Source organism: Roseburia sp. 1XD42-34, from assembly GCF_009917385.1.
GTDB lineage: Bacteria > Bacillota > Bacilli > Bacillales > Amphibacillaceae > Virgibacillus.
The window spans coordinates 14,406-34,130 of sequence record NZ_QWLJ01000046.1; the positions used below are offsets into that span (position 1 = coordinate 14,406).

Genomic DNA, 19,725 nt, shown 5'->3' on the forward strand with positions numbered 1-19,725 from the left:
AACTGGTTTAAAACATTTATTTTTCGTTAGTGATCTTAATTGTTACGAAAAGGAGAAAGAGATGATTAAAGGTATTGGTATTGATATTATTGAACTGGGACGCATTAAACAGAGCATACAGAACAATGGGCGCTTTATAGAACGAATTTTAACTCCAACTGAGAGAGAAGGGTATAGATTACTAACGAGTGACAAAAGGAAGGTGGAATATGTTGCTGGGAGATTTGCAGCAAAGGAAGCATTTGCTAAAGCTGTTGGTACTGGCATCGGTAAGCTCTCGTTTCAGGATATAGAAGTAACAAAACTGGAGAATGGCTCTCCAGTGTTAAATGTAAAAGGATTTGAATCGATTGCCATATTTATATCGATCTCTCACGCAGAGCATTATGCCGTAGCCCAAGTTGTTCTAGAAACACAGCCATAGTTTTAATACGGTCGAAAAATAGCAAGTAGACCTTTCATTTATTTAAAAGTTATTTTACGGAAAACGGAAGATTTTCATACAGAAAGTGATGCTGCTCTTTAAATAGATATAAGTACAAGAGATAATAACGAATGCATAATCACAAGGTTTGTCTCATATATTCTAGTGCGGGTAGGAGGGAACAAATTTGTTTATTGTCACCGCGAAAGAAATGTACGATATGGATCGCTTAGCAATGCAGGAAATTGGTTTGGATGGAAAATTGCTGATGGAAAATGCCGGACGAGCTGTTGCATGGAAGGTAATGGGGAAGATTTCTCAGGCGGATAAAATTTGTATATTGGCAGGGGCAGGTAACAATGGTGGGGATGGATTTGTTATTGCACGTACGTTGCTGGATCATAACTATCATGTAAAGGTATTGCAAGTAGTTCCAAACGATAAAATTACGGGCGATGCATACGATCATAAGCATATTTATGAAAAATGTGGAGGTCAAGTTGTTCCGTATGATACTGGAGCTACCCAGATGATTAAAGAAGCAGATGTACTCATTGATGCGATGATCGGTATTGGGATTAAGGGCGAAGTACGGGAACCGTTTGCTTCACTTATTTCGCTTATCAATGCGGAACAAAGCTATGTCATTTCTGTAGATACTCCTTCAGGGGTGCCAGCATATGAAGGCGGTGAATCGTTTCACGCTGTACAAGCTGATTACACCATCATTATCGGGGCGCCAAAGCAGAGTGTTTTTCTTCCTTACACTGCAAGCTATTATGGAGAATGGGAGGTTGTTTCTATTGGCTTGCCGACGTTTATTTTTAAGCGTCTTACAAGTAAGAGGATGTGGCAGCTAGATGATGTGAAAAAGACTTTGCCAAGACGTCAGTTATTTGATCACAAGGGCAATCATGGTAGAGGATTGGTTATTGGTGGCTGCACAGACATGCCTGGTGCTTTATCTATGTCTGTACAAGCGGCATTAAAATCAGGAGCTGGTTTAATAACCGGAGCAAGTTCTTTACCTGTTATTCAAATGATTGCGGGAAACTGTGTTGAAGCGATGTATACGCCTGTGCCAGCAATAGATGGTTATCTTAATAACAGTTTAAATATAAATCTACACGCTTATAATGCAATCGCAATTGGAATGGGGTTAGGCAGAAGAAAGGAGACAAAAGAGGTAGTTAAGCAAGTAATAGAAACAGCAACTTGCCCTGTGATCATTGATGCTGATGGTCTGTATCATTTGTCTCAACTCTTACCCTATTTACGTGACAGATCGTATCCGACCATTATTACGCCTCATCCCGGGGAAATGGCAACGTTATTGGGGGTCTCTATTCGTGAGTTGTTGCAAAAACCGTTTCAATATGCAAAGGATTTCTCCGCAGCTTACCATGTCTATGTGGTTTTAAAAGGAAGATATACGATTGTTACTTCCCCAGAGGGTGTGCAAATGGTAAACCCAACAGGCAACCCAGGATTGGCTAAAGGAGGAAGTGGAGATGTTTTAACAGGGATCGTTTTGGCAATGGTGATGCAAAAGCAAAGCCTGCTTCATGCTTTATGCAATGCCTGTTATATTCACGGTATGTCGGCTGATATACTAGTACAGCATCAGCATTCTGAACATGATTTACTTGCAACCGATGTAATCAACGGAATATCAGATGTGTTTCGTGCCATTTCGAGTAGTGGATGATATGAGTTCCCTTTGTTTTACGTTAGAAAAGGATAAAGATGGTCGCTATGTGGTGGAATCATCATGTCCTAAGTATAAGTACAACGAGGCAGGTCGCCTGCGTCTAAAGGCTTGGCGCTAGCTAAGTTTGCTTTAATTAACTGAGACAAGGGAGATATGTACATGAAGATGAAAATCAGTGGGTTACTTATGTTAGTTGGCCTCGTAATCGTATTAGCTGCTTGTGGAGAAAAGACACAAGAGGATGTTGTTGCAGATTTAAAGAAAACAGTCGAGAAAATGGACGGCTATAAAGCGAAAGCAGAAATGAATATGAATACAGGTCAAGAGCAACAAACATTTCAAATCAATATTTGGCACAAAAAAGATGATATGTATCGCGTTGGCTTATCGAATAAGTCTGATGAAAAAGGCAACCAAATTATTTTAAAAAATGACGATGGGGTATTTGTACTAACCCCAGCATTAAATAAAAGCTTTAAATTTCAGTCAGAATGGCCGCAAAACAGTAGTCAACCGTATCTATACCAATCTTTAATCCAAGATATTGAGAAGGATAAGGAAGCAGAATTTGAGGTTACAGACTCGCATTATGTGTTCAAGACAAAAACGAATTATCAAAGCAATAACAACCTGCCTTATCAGGAGATTTATCTTGACAAAAAATCGTTACATCCTGCTCAAGTAAAGGTACTAGATAAAGATAAAAATGCTCTGGTCGATGTTAGCTTTTCTAGTTTTGATAGCAAAGCAAGCTTTAAAGATGATGATTTTTCGATGAAGAAAAACATGGGAAGTGAAGAAGCTGAAGAAACAGCTGCTATAACTGAGGAGCAGGGATCGCTCACGGTCTTTTACCCATCGTACATGGCAGGAGCAGAGCTGACTGAAAAAAAAGAAACATCAACAGAAACCGGCGATCGTGTTATTTTAACATTTGAAGGGGAAAAGAATTTTACACTAGTTGAAGAAAAAGCACAAGTACGGACGACCATGGAAACTCCTAATGAAGTAGAAGGTGAGATTGTAAATTTAGGATTTGCAGTAGGCGCAATAACAGACAATTCTATAGAGTGGACGCATAACGGGGTAGATTTTATGTTAGCAAGTGAAGAGTTGACGAAGGAGGAGCTCATTGAAGTTGCGAAATCTGTCCAAAGGAAAGAAGTTAAGTAATTTCAGACAAGAGCCAAGCAGACTCTATCGTGGATGAGTCTGCTTTTTCGTGTTAAACAAACGTAGCAAACATTGACAGGGTATGGACAACGAGAAATAATAGGAAGTATCAACTTTGAACAAACTATTGGTATGAAAGGAGCAAGCAATTTGGAAATTCATCGAAAAACATGGATAGAAATAGATTTGGATGCAGTTGCATATAATATAAAACAAATACAGAAAAGGCTTCCAAAAGAAACAAAAGTAATGGCAGTAGTAAAGGCAGATGGCTATGGGCACGGGAGTATCCAAGTTGCTAAAAAAGCTTTACAAACTGGAGCAGATTATTTAGCAGTGGCATTATTAGAAGAGGCGATTAAGTTACGCAAGGCATCCATCACAGCACCTATTCTTGTATTAGGCTGGGTTCCGCCAGAATCAGCGAAAGAAGCAGCAAAACATAGTATTACGCTAACTTTTTTTCAAAAAGACTGGCTGGAACAAGTAAATAGCTATTCATTTTCTAAGCCGCTTCATCTTCATTTAAAAGTGGATACTGGAATGGGCCGGATAGGTATAAGGACGAAAGAAGAGATGCAGGATATTTTACACGCATTAAACAAAAATAACAGCATATATTTAACTGGGGTGTTTACTCATTTTGCAACAGCAGATGAACCTCAGTCCACGTATTTTGAGGAACAGCGAATACGCTTTAAAAGGATTCTTTCCTGGCTCTCAGAACAAGGATTAGAAAATCTTGATGTTCATGTCGGTAACAGTGCTAGTGCCATACGTCTGCCAGAGGACATGTTTGACTATGTTCGATTTGGAATCGCGATGTATGGCTTATATCCTTCTCAAGCAGTAAAAGAAAAGGGGGAGATAGACTTAAAACAAGCTTTTTCTTTGCATAGTAAGCTTGCTCATGTAAAAAGATTACAACCAGGAGACTGTGTTAGCTATGGGTGTACGTATCAAGCGGAAACGGAAGAGTGGATTGGGACGCTTCCTATTGGTTATGGAGATGGTTGGCTAAGAAGGATGCAAGGCTTTTGCGTACTAGTAAATGGAATACGGGTACCTATTGTCGGAAGAATTTGTATGGACCAAACGATGATCAGATTGGATCAAGCCTATCCAGTGGGGACTAAGGTGACGCTTATTGGTTGTCAAAACGATGCATGCATTTCTATGGAAGAAGTGTCGGATTATGCTGAGACCATTAATTATGAGATTCCTTGTATATTGAATAACCGTGTTCCTCGTATTTATAAGGGGCAGGGAACACAAAGTTAAAAGGGAATGGTTTGAATTTTATAATGTATGTTCTAAAAGCGAGCAGCAATATCTGTTAAAGCAGAATTGGCTGAAAAATAGCGCTTGCTTAGTTCTGGCTTTACACAACGTTATTACTTGCATATGACTACCGTGGTGACATTTGAAAGGCTGTTAACGTATAGTAGCAGACGAATCAATGTATCATGCTTTAGCTTTTTGAACTGCTATAAAATACGGTTGAATAAAGGCTTATTCTATTTGCTATACCACAATGAAGGTAATAATAAACGACAAAACAAGATATTTTTTGGGGAATTTTTAAGGAACCCTTTGCAAACAGGCGAATTCAATGATATTATAAAAATAACTTTTACAAAGTTCGTTCAACAGTTGGCGGAGGTGTGATGGTTTTGTCAGAAAGTTTGCAAGAAGTATTAGTTAAAATACCGAAAAACCTGTTAAATGAGGTGGATGGTCTGGTGAAGTATGAGAATAGTGATTTGAGTGATTTCATATGTCAGGCAACAAGAAACTATCTTCAGCATAAAAGAGATGAGCACTTTCAACAATTTCGCGAAACCATGGAAAAAGGTTATGCAGAAATGGGTCGTATTAATTTGACAATTGCTTCAGAAGCTTTTCAAGCTGAAGAGGAAGCAAAAAACACCTTGGAACGCTCTGTGATCGGGGTGTAACCATTTGATCGTACAAAGAGGCGAAGTGTATTTCGCTGACCTTTCCCCTGTTGTTGGATCAGAACAGGGAGGCATCCGCCCGGTATTGATCCTGCAAAATGATATCGGGAATCGTTTCAGTCCTACCGTTATTGTTGCTGCAATTACAGCGCAAATTCAAAAAGCAAAGCTCCCTACTCATGTGGAGATTGATGCAAAACGATATGGGTTTGACCGTGATTCCGTTATTTTGCTAGAGCAAATACGAACACTTGATAAACAACGGTTAACAGATAAAATTACAAAATTAGATAAAGAAATGATGAAAAAGATCAACCAGGCATTGGAAATCAGTTTAGGACTGAAGGATATGTATGATCAATGATAATCCTCTTGTGGTGTGACAAGAGGATTTTTTAAAAGAGTAAGAAAGTATAAAATGATGTGCTTATAGATAACGAAATAACCGAATAGCCACGTCCGGCGCATGAGCCCAGCAACGATGCGACTTCACGAAATCGTCCTTCGATAAGTCATCATTGGTTCGAGGTTAAGAGGAAGGCCGACTAAAAACGGGCTTGCCGCCCGACGTCGGCATACTCCTGTTGCAGGAGCATGATTCCTTTATCTTTCGTTGCTTCGTTCCATTCGCTACGTTGCTAAACGGGCGCCTTTGTTCTATAGTTCTCTGTTAAAGTTCAAAAAATATAATTGCTATAAAAAGAGAGTTATACTTCTAAGATATTTAACAAAAACGCACACGGTAGTGGGGGTTAAATATTTTACACAAAAACTTCTGACACGCCTCGCCATGATGCGTTTTATATCATCATTTTAGAACTGGATATTTTGAAAAAGTAAAATGGTCAGTATTAATGTTGATAAACAACCCGCAGATACTAAAGTGATTATTTTACGTCTATTCTCCTCTTTGGAAGATTTTATAAGTTCTCGAAACACTATAATCCATATAATAATAGAAATTATAGCTACTATATCAATGATATCTGAAGACATATTTGTTTCCTCTTTCATAATTTAATCGGATTCTCCTTTAAAGGTCCCCTGTCCCTTACGAATTAGAAGAAGTAGAAGTTTCATTTATTAAAACAATCCTCTATGTTGTGCTTGCATACCTTCTATTACTTAGACCATGTAAGATAATTACTTAAATATTTGGTTGCAATCCCTCTAAATCGTCGTCCTCTCTCCTTAAGTAAGCGATGGTAATTATAGACATTATAAGGTAAAGATCCTTCGTACAAACTTTTCCCCAGAAGAATAATATCCGTTTTGTTTTTCGCACTTAAACATTTGTTTGATAATCGTATGTAAAGGGCCATGAAGTAAGAACACCATTAAATATTCTTTTCTCTGTTGGATTTGTTTTTGAATGGTTTAAGGAGCGGCCTTGCTCTCACGGTTATTTTCAACCCTACCATCTACCATTATTTAAAAACAGTTCCCCTAAGTGCATGTTTAAAAAACAGGACTTGCTCTGAACTCCTTTAAAAGTAACGATACTCAGCGAATTAAATATTGTCTGCTACAAACCGATGCTGATACATCCGAGTGTCGAAATTTCTCAGAAACTGGAGTTTTTAAAAGCAAGCTTGGATAAAAATGAAGACCTTCTTGAATTCATTATGTGGGTTGTTTGTTAGAATTTAATAACATAAGACGCAACGAGGAAATGCATGGGTTAGGGCGTATTTGGAACATCGCTTTTATGGAATATTATTTCAATCTATTTTTGTTTCTGTGTTACAATAAATGTTGATATCTCTTGAATTTTGTAAGATTTCTTCGACACGTGCGTGGTGGCATCTTGTACTTTAAGGCTTTAGGATAGAGTGAGCAAGTAACTTAACGTCTAATTATGCTTGACATATATGACATGAATGGAAGTCTTACACTTATAAATGGTTTGACTTCACGAGGTAGCAATCAAGTAAACTGGGGGTAGTGAAATGGATGAGAAGTTAAAAAAAATGGCTATTGAAAACAGTGATTCTATTGTTCAGCTTTGGATGCAAGAAATCAATTCTTTAAAGCTAGATAATTATACAGCAAGTATTTCTGATGAATTATTTGAAAGTACAAATCGCCAATTTGTTAATGTTATTTTTACAAGTCTTAAAAATGCCGGCTCACCAAAAGCGGTTGAAGAATTTTCGGAAAAAATTATTAACCTCGGTTGGCCGTTGAGTTATATTACTGACGGTTTACAAGTATTTCGTAGGGTTACAGTTGATTATATTTTGAGTCAATATGAACAGCTTGATTCAGCATTTATTTCCAATGTGTTGAAAAGTGTCGATACCTGGGTGGAACCATTAATCCGTCAGCTCGTAAATGAGTATTCAGGAAGCTGGGAAAACACGGTATCATTACAACGAGTGGCACTGCAAGAATTATCTGCTCCATTGATTCCTGTAATGGATGGGATTACGATTATGCCTTTAATTGGAACGGTGGATACAGATCGTGCTAAATTAATTATGGAAAATTTACTGGACGGTGCGATTAAACACAATTCAGAAGTTGTTTTGATCGACATTACTGGAGTTCCTGTCGTGGATACGATGGTGGCGCATCACATTATACAAGCGGCAGAAGCTGTTCGTTTAATCGGTGCAACATGTATTCTAGTTGGTATTCGACCGGAAATTGCTCAAACCATTGTTAATCTTGGGATTGATTTAAGCAAGTTTCCAACGAAAAGTTCCTTGAAGAAAGGATTTCGTACAGCGCTCGAATTGACAGATCGTCAAATTGTTGATTTGGGAAATAGAGCAGATAGCATAGAGCAAATGATTCAATCGTTAAAAGGAGAGTGAAGATCGTGCGAATACCTATTTTAAAGCTTCACAATTACCTACTCATCTCCATACAAACAGAAATCGATGATCAAACAGCCATTCAATTTCAAGAAGACTTGTTAGATAAAATCCACAAAAATGGTTCTACAGGTGTAGTCATTGATTTAACTTCCGTCGACATCATTGACTCTTTTATTGCCAAAGTTTTAGGCGATGTCGTAACAATGTCAGATTTAATGGGGGCAAAGGTAGTTTTAACAGGAATTCAGCCTGCCGTAGCAGTTACGTTAATTGATTTAGGTATTCACCTGAAAAATGTGCCGACTGCATTAAACTTAGAGCAAGGCCTTATTAAACTCTACCAGGATTCGGGGGAATAGCCAATGAAGCCTCAATCTTGCGTGAATATAAAAAAAGAATGGGATATAGTAGGTGCACGACAGCTAGGTAGAGATATTGCAAGGGAAATTGGTTTTGGCACTGTTGATCAGGCTAGAATCGCTACAACCATATCGGAACTAGCAAGAAATATTTATTTATATGCAGAACACGGGCAAATATGTTTTGAAGTCATTGATACGTTTGAGCAAAAAGGGTTATGCATTATTGCCATAGATATTGGTCCAGGGATTGAAGATGTTGGACAAGTTTTAGAAGATGGCTATTCAACCTCTGGCGGATTGGGTGCAGGTTTACCTGGTGTGAAGAGGCTAATGGATGAATTTGACCTTCAATCAGAAGTTGGTAAAGGGACTCGTGTAAAAGCGATCAAATGGCTAAGATAAAAGTGCATTTTATGCTACCGTTACAAAAAACATAAGAATAACTGTGGGAATATAAGCGTTATAGCTTAATAGAAGAAATGCAACGGAGTGTAGTAGACGCATGTTTTGATTAATTTTATTTTATCTAAGAGCTATTAACTGCTTCCCATTATCCAGTTGTCATGGAGAGTGAGGGGGAAAATAATGAGCGGTTTATTGAAATTAGATACAGAAGCTTATAAAGCATTAATGAAACGATACATTGAAACAAGAGACGAGCAATCGCTATATGAAATTGAACAGGCTAGTAAAGCGTTTATTAAAAATAATGTTCTTCCGGATGAAATTGTGAATATGCATATTCAATCTCTCCAAGATTTGTACCCCAATTTAAGTGAAGACATTCAATATTCCATGAATTTTTTACTAGAAGCAATGATTGCCTACGGGATTGCTCATCAAGAGTATCAGCAGCTTAGAGAAAAGCAATCTGAATTGAAAGCGGAAATATCAGTTGCTGCTAGCATGCAAGAAACGCTTCTGGAAACAAAGAAGCCGAATATTGAAGGTTTAGACATTGGAGTTATAAGTGTTCCGGCACACCAAATGAATGGTGACTACCATCATTTTGTGAAAGGAAGGGATGGATCATTAGGAATTGCAATGGCTGATGTGATTGGAAAGGGCATTCCCGCTGCCTTGTGCATGTCGATGATCAAATACGCCATGGATAGTTACCCTGAGGATGCAATGACGCCTAAAGCCATATTAGCAAATATGAATCGAGTCGTGGAAAGAAACGTTGATCCAAGTATGTTTATTACGATGTTTTATGCGCAATACCTCCCTTCTGACCATACACTTTGTTACGCTTCAGCTGGTCATGAACCAGGATTCTATTATAGGTCTAGTCAGGATGCTTTTGTTGAATTGAAAACAAAAGGTCTTGTTTTAGGTGTTACACCGGATACTACCTATCCCCAGTATGAACTGAAAATAGAACAAGGGGATATGGTGATTCTCTTAACCGACGGAGTTACAGAATGCAGGGATGGAGAACGCTTTATTGAGCGTGAAGAGGTATTAGATGTCATTAAACAGAACGCCCATTTGCCTGCGCAGGTGATGGTTGATCAAACGTTTAAATATTTTGAGCGGTTACAGGACTTTGAACTACGAGATGATTTTACATTACTCATTTTGCGCAGAGAAGTTTAAGCATTTTCAGTATTGGGTATTAGTAAGTGTAATGTGGGCTTATGAATACGTATCTAATACCTCATGTGTTTATCCAGCATGTAAGGTGCTGCTGTAAGACATCCAGTTTCAAAGCTGGAGGTAAAAACAAATAAGTCTAAGCGGGAGATAACAGCACCTAAATGCCCAATTCGTTCAAGGGCTTTTGGGTCATTCCCTTGTGGTACGAAACATTCAGTAGAAAATGGAGGCAAACTCTTCCTGAATGAAGTTTCAGTTTATTATGTTGTGATTTAGGAGGGAAAGTATGAATTTAACGATTAACGTGGTGAATGAAGAGCCAATGAAATCGGTTGTTTACTTGGTTGGAGAAATTGATGCTTATACTGCTCCGAATTTAAAAGAAGCATTAATTCCACTTACGAGGCAAGAGGAGCATCATGTAGAAGTAGATTTAGCAGAGATAAATTATATGGACAGTACTGGTCTGGGCACATTTATTAGTGCATTAAAATCATCGAAAGAGTATAACAGTAAGCTTACACTTGTGAATATCCAAGATCGCGTGCTTCGGTTATTTAAAATAACCGGCTTAGATGAAATCATGGATTTACGTGCTTCGATTCGAGGTGGGAGCGAATAATGGAGAAATTTGATTTTATTGAACTGAAGGTTCCAGCTAAAGCAGAATATGTAGGAGTTGTAAGGTTAAGTATTTCAGGAATTGCCAACAGAATGGGCTTTTCTTATGAAGATATAGAAGATTTGAAAATAGCTATATCCGAAGCCATTACTAATACGGTGACCCATGCGTATGATGAGGATGAGGATGGTGAAGTCACCATTGGATTTGGTGTCTATGAAGATCGGTTGGAAATCATGGTTGCAGATCATGGTGGCAGTTTCGACTTAAATGAAATAAAAGATGGGATTGGACCATACAAAGAGACCGAATCAATTGAAGAATTAAGAGAAGGGGGTTTTGGTCTGTTTTTAATTAATGCATTAATGGATAAAGTTCAAATCAATAATCATTACGGTGTCATTGTATTAATGACAAAATATATACATGAACATGAAGCTGAGGTGGGCTTGGATGACGACCAAATCTCAACCACACAATAGCGGAAGAGATGAGGTTTACCAATTAATTGAATCATTACAAAAAGAGCCTACTGATGAGCAGCTACAGGAACAACTTGTACTAAAATATAAAGATCTTGTAGAATCAATTGCACGTAAATACTCGAAAAATAGTGCAATTCATGAAGACCTTGTCCAAGTAGGTATGATCGGTTTACTTGCTGCAGTACGCCGATATGATTCAACGTTCGGTAAATCTTTTGAATCTTTTGCGATACCTACTATTATCGGTGAGATAAAAAGATTTATAAGAGATAAAACATGGAGTGTACATGTTCCTAGACGTATTAAAGAATTAGGTCCCAAAATAAAAAAAGCCGTCGATGTTTTAACGATGGAAAATCAATCTTCCCCTTCGATTAAGCAGATAGCGGACTATTTACAAGTGACGGAAGAAGATATCTTGGAAACAATGGAAATGGGGAAAAGTTATAAAGCACTTTCTGTAGATCGGAAAGTAGAGGCAGATTCCGATGGCAGCACAGTTGCTATATTAGATTTAGTCGGCAAAGAAGAAACGGGATATGAACAGACGGATCAGAGAATGCTTCTGGAGAAAATATTTCCGATATTGTCTGAACGTGAACAGAAAATCTTACAATATACGTATTTTGAAAATAAGAGCCAAAAGGAAACTGGTGAATTACTAGGCATATCGCAAATGCATGTTTCGCGGTTGCAACGACGTTCATTGCGTAAATTGCGAGAAGCAATTCAGTCTGAGAATTCGGAGGTCTTTGATTAAAGATGGAACAACAAGTCCAAGTGTCTGTATTTCAACAAGCGAAAACAGGCAATTACTACTGTGGTGATAGCTTCTTTTATGAAGAGACAGACCGCCAGTTTGTCTGCGCCATTGCGGATGGGTTAGGCAGTGGTGAATTGGCAAAAGAATCGTCTCAGGTTGTCATTGATATTATTAAGAGCAATATCCACGCAAGTATTGAAACAATTATCAAAAGATGCAATGAGCAGTTACAAGGAAAACGCGGTGTGGTCATCGGTATTCTCAAGCTTGATTTTCTAGCGTCGATGTATTCTTTTTCTTCCATCGGCAACATTGGCATTCTAACGATTACGGACAATCAGCAAAAAAAGCGTAATATCCCCAATGCTGGCTATTTAGCAGGCTACCATCGACCATTTAAAATTGTTCGTGAGAAGTTGCAGTCAAATATGATGTTTATTATGTTCTCTGATGGGGTAACCGATCGAGATTTATCGCAAAAATACTTAATGACGAAAAATGTACAAGAAATTACGGAGACATTTAAACATATATCGAATGTAAACAGATGTGACGATACAACCTTGATCGCCATGTACTATAAGGGGGCTGATTGAAAGTAAATCAGCCCTTCATGCTGGGGGTGGGGATGGCAATATATTAAAAGGGAAGGGCAGCTCATTTAATAGCCAGGGGGTGATGGTTTGAGGTTCCCAGTCTTTACGAATGATTGCATAAAGCACGATATTAGAAATAGTTCCATCTGCGTTTTCCCAAGCACTTCTCAAGTAACCTTATTTGACAAAGTTGGATTTAAAGAAAGCTTTTCTCATCGCCATATTATCATGACGTGTAAAGCTTCTATTCTGATCTTTTCTTCGAAGTTTGTAAATACGTAATCTCCAAGCCAATTAACTGCTCTTGTCCCGTATCTCTTTCCTCTCATATTGTTACTGATTCGAACATCTAAGAGTATTGGAATGGTATCAGAAATGTCTCCAATATTTATTAAACTAATCTTCCTCCCGTTCTTTCCAACCAGAATGTTTCTTTGTCCTTTTTGAACTACCCATTATTGAAACTGATTATAACATCTGCTTTTGTGAAAGTCGATTGTACGTGAAAGCTCCATTGATTCAAGGTATATAAAGTAATTAGTTCATCTTGTAAAATAAGCAAGTATAAAATGAGGTGCTTGTGGATAACGAAATAACCGAATAGCCACGTCCGGCGCATGAGCGCAGCAGCGATGCGACTTTAGAAATGCGCCCTACGATAAGTCATCATTGGTTCGAGGTTAAGAGGAAGGCTGACTAAAAACGGGCTTGCCGCCCGACGTCGGCATACTCCTGTTGCAGGAGCATGATTCCTTTATCTCATTTGCTTCGTTCCAGTCGCTACGTTGCTAACCGGGCGCTCTCGCCTTTGTTCTTCCCCTGCTAGTTTTTTAAATTCCATTTTCAACACTCCCTTTTAATCCCATTTAAAAATGTATAAATAGTTATTGTATTTAAGTTAGTTAGCACTCCCATTCAATAAGTATGTCAGACCGATAGTGGGAAAGTAAGCTCTTTTTTGATAAAATAGACAACATGAGTAAAGGAGGTAAGCATGTGGCAAATGAAATCAATCAAGAATTAACGTTATGGGTAGCGAAGGAGACAGAAGTAAAAGCACCCATTGTCAATAAAGTAATTGCTTTACTAGAAGATGGAAACACGGTTCCATTTATTGCTCGGTATCGAAAAGAAGCTACTGGTGGATTAGATGAAGTACAAATTAAATCCGTTCAAGATAAATGGAAATACGCTGTTCATTTAGCAGAGAGAAAAGAAGAGGTGTTACGTAGTATTGCCGATCAAGGCAAATTAACGGAGGAATTACAACAGGAAATATTACAGGCTACGCAATTACAGCGAGTTGAGGATTTATATCGCCCGTACAAGCAAAAACGTCGGACGAGAGCGACGATTGCCAAGGAAAAAGGGCTGGAGCCCCTAGCTCAGCTTGTCTGGCAACAGGAAATCGTAGCGCTAGATGATGAAGCAGCGAACTATATTTCTGAGGAAAATGAATTACATACAATAGAAGATGTGTTAGCAGGAGTAAATGACATTATTGCTGAGTGGATTGCGGAAGAACCAGCTTTTCGAGAGTATTTGCGTGATGAGACGATGAAACGAGGCACAATTGAGTCGGAAGTAAAAGACCGTGACAAAGATGAAAAGCAAGTATATGAAATGTATTATACGTTCCATGAGCAAGTTCGTTCATTAGTACCTCACCGTATCCTTGCGCTTAATCGTGGGGAAAAAGAAGAGGTTTTGAAAGTGTCTATTCAACCGCCGACTGAACGGATCATGGAGTTTTTAAATCAAAAAATAGTACAGCGTTCTGCTAGTACACAACTTATAGAATTGTTACAACATGCGATTGAAGACAGTTATAAACGTTTGATACAACCTTCAATTGAGCGGGAAATTCGTAGTAGTTTAACGGAAATAGCGGAGCAGCAGGCAATTGAAGTGTTCTCCAAAAACCTGAAAAGTCTTTTATTGCAACCACCTTTAAAAGGAAAAACCATTCTCGGTGTAGATCCTGCTTTTCGTACAGGTTGTAAGCTGGCCGTAGTCGATGAAACAGGGAAAGTTCACCATGTTGGTGTGATGTATCCGACTGCACCGAAAAAAGATACGGCAGGCGCGGAAAAAATAGTGCTGGAGTTGATGAAGCAATACTCGATTGAATTAGTTGCCATTGGTAATGGAACAGCTTCCAGAGAAACAGAGCAATTTATTTCAGATGTTATTTATAAGCACCAACTGTCCATCCCATATATTATCGTGAACGAAGCTGGGGCTAGTGTGTATTCTGCATCTAAGCTTGCAAGAGAAGAGTTTCCTGATTTACAAGTGGAAGAACGAAGTGCCGTGTCCATAGCTCGTCGAGTGCAGGACCCATTAGCGGAATTAGTTAAAATCGATCCGAAATCAATAGGTGTAGGACAGTACCAGCATGATGTTAGTCAAAAAGCGCTAAATGAATCTTTATCCTTTGTCGTGGAAACAGCGGTTAACCAAGTTGGAGTAAATGTAAACACTGCTTCTTCTTCTCTTTTACAATACGTATCTGGTTTAAGTAAAACAGTTGCTAATAATATTGTAAAGCGGCGCGAAGAAGAAGGAAAGTTTACAAATCGAAAACAATTGAAAAAAATCCCTCGCCTAGGTGCCAAAACATATGAGCAGGGAATTGGGTTTTTGCGGATTATGGATGGAGATCATCCATTAGATCGAACGCCGATACACCCGGAAAGTTATAGGGTAACAGAACAGTTACTGCATATTATCGATTGTTCATTAGAAGATATCGGTACAGATAAGTTGAAGAAAGCCGTACAATCGATTCATAATAGAGAAGTCGCCGAGCGATTAGAGATAGGTGAGCCGACACTTCATGATATTGTACAAGCATTAGCGAAGCCAGAGCGTGACCCACGTGATGACTTTCCACAACCGATTTTAAAGAAAAATGTATTATCACTAGAAGATATAGAACCTGGGATGGAATTACAAGGTACTGTCCGAAATGTAGTTGACTTCGGTGTGTTTGTAGACATTGGCGTGAAGCAGGATGGACTTGTTCATATTTCAAAAATGTCTCACTCCTTTGTGAAACATCCAATGGATATCGCTTCGGTAGGGGATGTCGTTACAGTGTGGGTAGATGATATCGATGTTAATAAAGGAAGAATTGCATTATCCATGATTCAGAAAAAATAATAAAAACTACGGCTATCGTCAAAAAGACTTTTACGATAGCCAAGTTTTTCTAATATTCCACTATAAAAATGTAACCAAGTTGTAGTAGCTGTTGAGTTACAATTTTACATTTTCTGGTATTTGAAGACCAAGTCCTTGCGCAATACGCTCGCCCCACTCAGGATCAGCTTTATAAAAATGACCAATTTGACGGAGCTTAATTTCATCTCTTGTTACTGGTTTCATATGTTCCACAAACGCTTGAATGAGTCGATCTTTTTCATCCGCTGACATTAAGCGATATAAATCACCGGCTTGTGTATAATGGTCATCACTATCATAAGGTACACTATCTGCCTCGCCATAAACATCAAATGGTTTTATTTTTGCTGTCGGGTCTTCAACTGGTCCGTTCACGCTATTTGGTTCATAGTTTGGTTTGTCTCCACCATTTCCATTAACTGCCATGAACCCGTCTCTTTGATAATTATTTACTTCTACTTTTGGACGGTTGACTGGAATTTGGTGATGGTTTACACCTAGACGATAGCGGTGTGCATCAGAATAAGCAAATAGACGTCCTTGCAACATCTTGTCTGGAGAAGCTTCAATTCCAGGTACGAATTGCCCAGGAGAGAAAGCCGCCTGCTCAACTTCAGCAAAATAATTTTCAGGATTTCGATTTAATACCATTCGTCCGACTTCAATACGAGGATAATCTTTCTTAGACCATACTTTGGTTACATCGAAGGGATCCCACTTGTATGTTTTTGCATCTTCATAAGGCATAATTTGGACATATAATTTCCAAGCAGGGTAGTCCTCATTTTCAATTGCATTGTGTAAGTCTTCGATATGATAATCCGGATTTTCGCCTGCAACTTTTTCTGCTAGAGAAGCTTCAAGCCCTTTGACACCCTGTTCACTAATAAAATGATACTTCACCCAGAATGCCTCTCCGTCTTTATTAACCCACTTAAACGTATGACTCCCATATCCATTCATATGTCTAAACGTGGCAGGAATTCCACGATCACCGTGTAGGTACGTGATTTGGTGAAGTGATTCAGGTGATAGTGACCAGAAATCCCAGACCATATCTTTATCTTTTAAATGCGTTTTAGGATTCCGCTTTTGTGTATGAATAAAGTCAGGGAATTTAATTGCGTCTCTTATAAAAAAGATAGGTGTGTTATTTCCAACTAAGTCGTAATTTCCTTCATTTGTATAAAATTTAACTGCAAAGCCACGTGGGTCACGGACAGTATCTGCCGAACCGAGTTCCCCAGCTACGGTAGAAAAACGAATAAACATATCTGTGCGTTTACCTGCTGCACTAAGGAAATCAGCTTTCGTGTAATTAGAAATTTCGTTGTTTGTAACTTCAAAATATCCATACGCACCTGTTCCTTTGGCGTGAACGATACGTTCAGGAATCCTTTCTCTATTAAAATGAGCCAGCTTTTCTAGTAAGTGAAAATCTTGTATTAAAGTTGGACCATGCTGCCCAGCTGTGATGGAATTCTGGTTGTCAGCGACGGGAGCGCCAGCTGCTGTTGTCATCCTGTGTCTTTTATTCAAACTAATTCCTCCCCTTAAGTAAAATTAAATGATACTTATATTATAATACAAATTAAACAAAAATCAATATTTAATTAAAATAATTATAAATAGTTTACGGATGTTGATTACGTGCAAAAATGTGTCTTTTTTTGTATGATAATGTTGTAAAAAAGGAGGGGAGTTTTTCAAATGTCGTTACTAAGTGATAAAGAACTCCACCATTGGGTAAATGATATATCCTTAGCTTACTTCAACAAGCCGTTCATGCATAAGGTAATATTTAATAATCGACTAAGGACAACAGGTGGGAGATATATTCCTGTTAAAAAGATGATTGAATTAAATCCAAGATATTTGGAAGAAGCAGGAGAAGCAGAGTTTATAGGAATTATTAAACATGAACTTTGTCATTACCATCTTCATATCGAAGGAAAAGGGTATAAGCATCAAGATAAATCATTTAAAGAATTAATGCGTGCAACCAATTCACCTAGATATTGCTCTCCGTTACCCTCACAGCAAAGATATAAGTATACATATATTTGCGAGTCATGTGATCAAACGTTTAAACGACAGAGGAAGGTGGATATAAAAAAGTACAGATGTGGTAAGTGTAAAGGAAAGCTATTCTTATTATAGAGACGACAAGGGGGAAGTTCTATATAGGTAATTACAAAATAAATAGGAGAAAAGTAGAATAACTATTGACGATTTTTGTCATTCGTGGTAAATTAAATAAGCTGTCAATTACATATTAGTTGCAAGAAGAAAAAGTTTTATACGATAAAATGGTTTTAACCTATTGACATTCATTGATAATTATTGTACTATATTTCTCGTTGCTATTCTTGATTTGAAAAATTCCACAGTAGCTCAGTGGTAGAGCAATCGGCTGTTAACCGATCGGTCGTAGGTTCGAATCCTACCTGTGGAGCCATACTTGGAGAAGTACTCAAGTGGCTGAAGAGGCGCCCCTGCTAAGGGTGTAGGTCGCGTAAGCGGCGCGAGGGTTCAAATCCCTCCTTCTCCGCCATTTCATGGCCCGTTGGTCAAGCGGTTAAGACACCGCCCTTTCACGGCGGTAACACGGGTTCGAATCCCGTACGGGTCATTTTTTTAAAAAATGCATAGGTCGGGTCCGGTAGTTCAGTTGGTTAGAATGCCTGCCTGTCACGCAGGAGGTCGCGGGTTCGAGTCCCGTCCGGACCGCCATTGTTGGGCTATAGCCAAGCGGTAAGGCATCGGGTTTTGATCCCGTGTATCCTAGGTTCGAATCCTAGTAGCCCAGCCATTTTTTGATTCTTACAAACGTACAAATCGCGAGTGATGTTAGAAGTGATGTTACTTGCATATTTCACCAAGGATCAGGTTATACAAGCTGATTTAAGAACTTAAAAATATTTGAATGATAATAGGAGCCATTAGCTCAGTCGGTAGAGCATCTGACTTTTAATCAGAGGGTCGGAGGTTCGAATCCTCCATGGCTCACCATTAACCATAATGCACTGCGGGTGTGGCGGAATTGGCAGACGCGCTAGACTTAGGATCTAGTGTCTTCGGACGTGGGGGTTCAACTCCCTCCACCCGCATAATTACAAATAGATAACATTAGCTTTATTTAAAAGAAAGTCACGAATGATAAATTTTTAGCGAGATTCCAATGACTATTCTCATTAATAATATCAAGACTTTCGAATAAAGCTGTGGAACACAGCCTTTTATTTTTCACTTTTTTAAGTCGCGGTCGTGGCGGAATGGCAGACGCGCTAGGTTGAGGGCCTAGTGGGTGAATAACCCGTGGAGGTTCAAGTCCTCTCGGCCGCATTTCAAATCAGTTATATTGGTTTATTGCGCCCGTAGCTCAATTGGATAGAGCGTTTGACTACGGATCAAAAGGTTAGGGGTTCGACTCCTCTCGGGCGCGCCATTATGCGGGAAGTAGCTCAGCTTGGTAGAGCACATGGTTTGGGACCATGGGGTCGCAGGTTCAAATCCTGTCTTCCCGACCATCGAATAGTTTTTTAAGCGGGTGTAGTTTAATGGTAAAACCTCAGCCTTCCAAGCTGATGACGAGGGTTCGATTCCCTTCACCCGCTCCATTACATGATTCATGGGCCTGTAGCTCAGCTGGTTAGAGCGCACGCCTGATAAGCGTGAGGTCGGTGGTTCAAGTCCACTCAGGCCCATTTGCTGAAATAGCAAATATATTGCATTATCGTAAGAAGTTTGTTTTGATGAAATTGTTCATAATAAATTTCTTCGAAAAAAGGTGTTGACATTCTCTTGTGAGGATGATATGATATAAAAGTTGCTTCATTAAAAGAAGTTAACAAATTTGCTCTTTGAAAACTGAACAAAACAACCAGTATGTCAAGAAAAGCAATCTCTGTTTTTCTTATAAAAAATCGACCGGGAGCTATCTCGGGAGAAGCTAAGAATGATGAAGAACGGTGTTCGTCATCACAAACTTTTTTGGTAAATCAGTAACGTGTTACTGATTTAC

17 protein-coding genes and 12 tRNA genes are annotated in these 19,725 nt (G+C 38.7%); 28 read left to right on the top strand and 1 reads right to left on the bottom strand.

Annotation, left to right across the window (positions count from 1 at the left end):
- Window positions 1–61 precede the first annotated feature (61 nt).
- From acpS to D1839_RS17815, 15 genes are all read left to right on the top strand, one after another.
- Complete coding sequence (acpS, locus tag D1839_RS17740) at window positions 62–424, top strand: holo-ACP synthase (RefSeq protein WP_120381149.1); 363 nt, start codon at window positions 62–64, stop codon at window positions 422–424.
- A 187-nt stretch (window positions 425–611) separates the two neighbouring features.
- Window positions 612–2,132, top strand: a complete 1,521-nt coding sequence (locus tag D1839_RS17745) for an NAD(P)H-hydrate dehydratase (protein ID WP_120381150.1) — start codon at window positions 612–614, stop codon at window positions 2,130–2,132.
- Window positions 2,133–2,294: 162 nt separating this feature from the next.
- The gene (locus tag D1839_RS17750) at window positions 2,295–3,308 is read left to right on the top strand and encodes a LolA family protein (RefSeq protein ID WP_120381151.1); all 1,014 of its coding nucleotides are present in this window, start codon (window positions 2,295–2,297) and stop codon (window positions 3,306–3,308) included.
- A gap of 150 nt (window positions 3,309–3,458) precedes the next feature.
- Window positions 3,459–4,589, top strand: coding sequence for an alanine racemase (alr, locus tag D1839_RS17755; RefSeq protein ID WP_199690392.1), 1,131 nt, complete (start codon window positions 3,459–3,461; stop codon window positions 4,587–4,589).
- Between the two features lie 392 nt (window positions 4,590–4,981).
- Window positions 4,982–5,266, top strand: a complete 285-nt coding sequence (locus tag D1839_RS17760) for a CopG family ribbon-helix-helix protein (protein WP_077298901.1) — start codon at window positions 4,982–4,984, stop codon at window positions 5,264–5,266.
- A 4-nt stretch (window positions 5,267–5,270) separates the two neighbouring features.
- On the top strand, window positions 5,271–5,630 hold the full coding sequence (locus tag D1839_RS17765) for a type II toxin-antitoxin system PemK/MazF family toxin (protein WP_050351134.1): 360 nt from the start codon (window positions 5,271–5,273) through the stop codon (window positions 5,628–5,630).
- 1,585 nt (window positions 5,631–7,215) lie between these two features.
- Window positions 7,216–8,085 carry an RsbT co-antagonist protein RsbRA gene (locus D1839_RS17775; RefSeq protein WP_120381153.1) on the top strand — a complete coding sequence of 290 codons (870 nt, stop codon included), beginning with the start codon at window positions 7,216–7,218 and terminating at the stop codon, window positions 8,083–8,085.
- A gap of 5 nt (window positions 8,086–8,090) precedes the next feature.
- A complete protein-coding gene (locus D1839_RS17780) occupies window positions 8,091–8,447 on the top strand; it encodes an STAS domain-containing protein (protein WP_120381154.1) in 357 nt (118 codons plus the stop codon).
- 3 nt (window positions 8,448–8,450) lie between these two features.
- Complete coding sequence (locus D1839_RS17785) at window positions 8,451–8,852, top strand: anti-sigma regulatory factor (RefSeq protein WP_120381155.1); 402 nt, start codon at window positions 8,451–8,453, stop codon at window positions 8,850–8,852.
- 183 nt (window positions 8,853–9,035) lie between these two features.
- Window positions 9,036–10,049, top strand: a complete 1,014-nt coding sequence (locus D1839_RS17790) for a PP2C family protein-serine/threonine phosphatase (RefSeq protein WP_120381156.1) — start codon at window positions 9,036–9,038, stop codon at window positions 10,047–10,049.
- A 286-nt stretch (window positions 10,050–10,335) separates the two neighbouring features.
- Window positions 10,336–10,671 (top strand): STAS domain-containing protein, encoded by a 336-nt coding sequence (locus D1839_RS17795; RefSeq protein ID WP_120381158.1) that lies wholly within the window; start codon window positions 10,336–10,338, stop codon window positions 10,669–10,671.
- On the top strand, window positions 10,671–11,153 hold the full coding sequence (gene rsbW, locus D1839_RS17800) for an anti-sigma B factor RsbW (protein ID WP_050351141.1): 483 nt from the start codon (window positions 10,671–10,673) through the stop codon (window positions 11,151–11,153). The genes D1839_RS17795 and rsbW overlap by 1 nt, the downstream gene beginning before the upstream one ends.
- Window positions 11,125–11,916 (top strand): RNA polymerase sigma factor SigB, encoded by a 792-nt coding sequence (sigB, locus tag D1839_RS17805; protein WP_077297732.1) that lies wholly within the window; start codon window positions 11,125–11,127, stop codon window positions 11,914–11,916. Before rsbW ends, sigB begins: the two co-directional genes overlap by 29 nt.
- 2 nt (window positions 11,917–11,918) lie before the next feature.
- Window positions 11,919–12,515, top strand: a complete 597-nt coding sequence (locus D1839_RS17810; RefSeq protein ID WP_120381159.1) for a SpoIIE family protein phosphatase — start codon at window positions 11,919–11,921, stop codon at window positions 12,513–12,515.
- 1,062 nt (window positions 12,516–13,577) lie between these two features.
- Window positions 13,578–15,680, top strand: a complete 2,103-nt coding sequence (locus tag D1839_RS17815; RefSeq protein WP_442970632.1) for a Tex family protein — start codon at window positions 13,578–13,580, stop codon at window positions 15,678–15,680.
- A 96-nt stretch (window positions 15,681–15,776) separates the two neighbouring features.
- Here D1839_RS17815 and D1839_RS17820 read toward each other — a convergent pair whose 3' ends face one another.
- Window positions 15,777–17,222 (bottom strand): catalase, encoded by a 1,446-nt coding sequence (locus D1839_RS17820; RefSeq protein ID WP_120381161.1) that lies wholly within the window; start codon window positions 17,220–17,222, stop codon window positions 15,777–15,779.
- 189 nt (window positions 17,223–17,411) lie between these two features.
- Here D1839_RS17820 and D1839_RS17825 point away from each other — a divergent pair, with 189 nt between their 5' ends.
- The 13 genes from D1839_RS17825 to D1839_RS17885 all read left to right on the top strand — a co-directional run bounded on the left by D1839_RS17825 (window position 17,412) and on the right by D1839_RS17885 (window position 19,408).
- Window positions 17,412–17,861: a SprT family protein gene (locus D1839_RS17825; protein WP_120381162.1), complete on the top strand. Its 450-nt coding sequence runs from the start codon at window positions 17,412–17,414 to the stop codon at window positions 17,859–17,861.
- 223 nt (window positions 17,862–18,084) lie between these two features.
- Window positions 18,085–18,159: transfer RNA gene (locus D1839_RS17830), tRNA-Asn, on the top strand.
- 5 nt (window positions 18,160–18,164) lie between these two features.
- Window positions 18,165–18,255 (top strand) — tRNA-Ser (locus D1839_RS17835).
- Between the two features lie 6 nt (window positions 18,256–18,261).
- Window positions 18,262–18,333, top strand: a tRNA-Glu gene (locus tag D1839_RS17840).
- A gap of 24 nt (window positions 18,334–18,357) precedes the next feature.
- Window positions 18,358–18,434: transfer RNA gene (locus D1839_RS17845), tRNA-Asp, on the top strand.
- A 4-nt stretch (window positions 18,435–18,438) separates the two neighbouring features.
- A tRNA-Gln gene (locus D1839_RS17850) sits at window positions 18,439–18,513 on the top strand.
- Between the two features lie 124 nt (window positions 18,514–18,637).
- A tRNA-Lys gene (locus D1839_RS17855) sits at window positions 18,638–18,713 on the top strand.
- A 16-nt stretch (window positions 18,714–18,729) separates the two neighbouring features.
- Window positions 18,730–18,811, top strand: a tRNA-Leu gene (locus tag D1839_RS17860).
- A 151-nt stretch (window positions 18,812–18,962) separates the two neighbouring features.
- Window positions 18,963–19,046: transfer RNA gene (locus tag D1839_RS17865), tRNA-Leu, on the top strand.
- A gap of 26 nt (window positions 19,047–19,072) precedes the next feature.
- Window positions 19,073–19,149: transfer RNA gene (locus D1839_RS17870), tRNA-Arg, on the top strand.
- A 5-nt stretch (window positions 19,150–19,154) separates the two neighbouring features.
- Window positions 19,155–19,231: transfer RNA gene (locus D1839_RS17875), tRNA-Pro, on the top strand.
- A 16-nt stretch (window positions 19,232–19,247) separates the two neighbouring features.
- Window positions 19,248–19,321, top strand: a tRNA-Gly gene (locus D1839_RS17880).
- A gap of 13 nt (window positions 19,322–19,334) precedes the next feature.
- A tRNA-Ile gene (locus D1839_RS17885) sits at window positions 19,335–19,408 on the top strand.
- The last annotated feature ends 317 nt before the right edge of the window (window positions 19,409–19,725 follow it).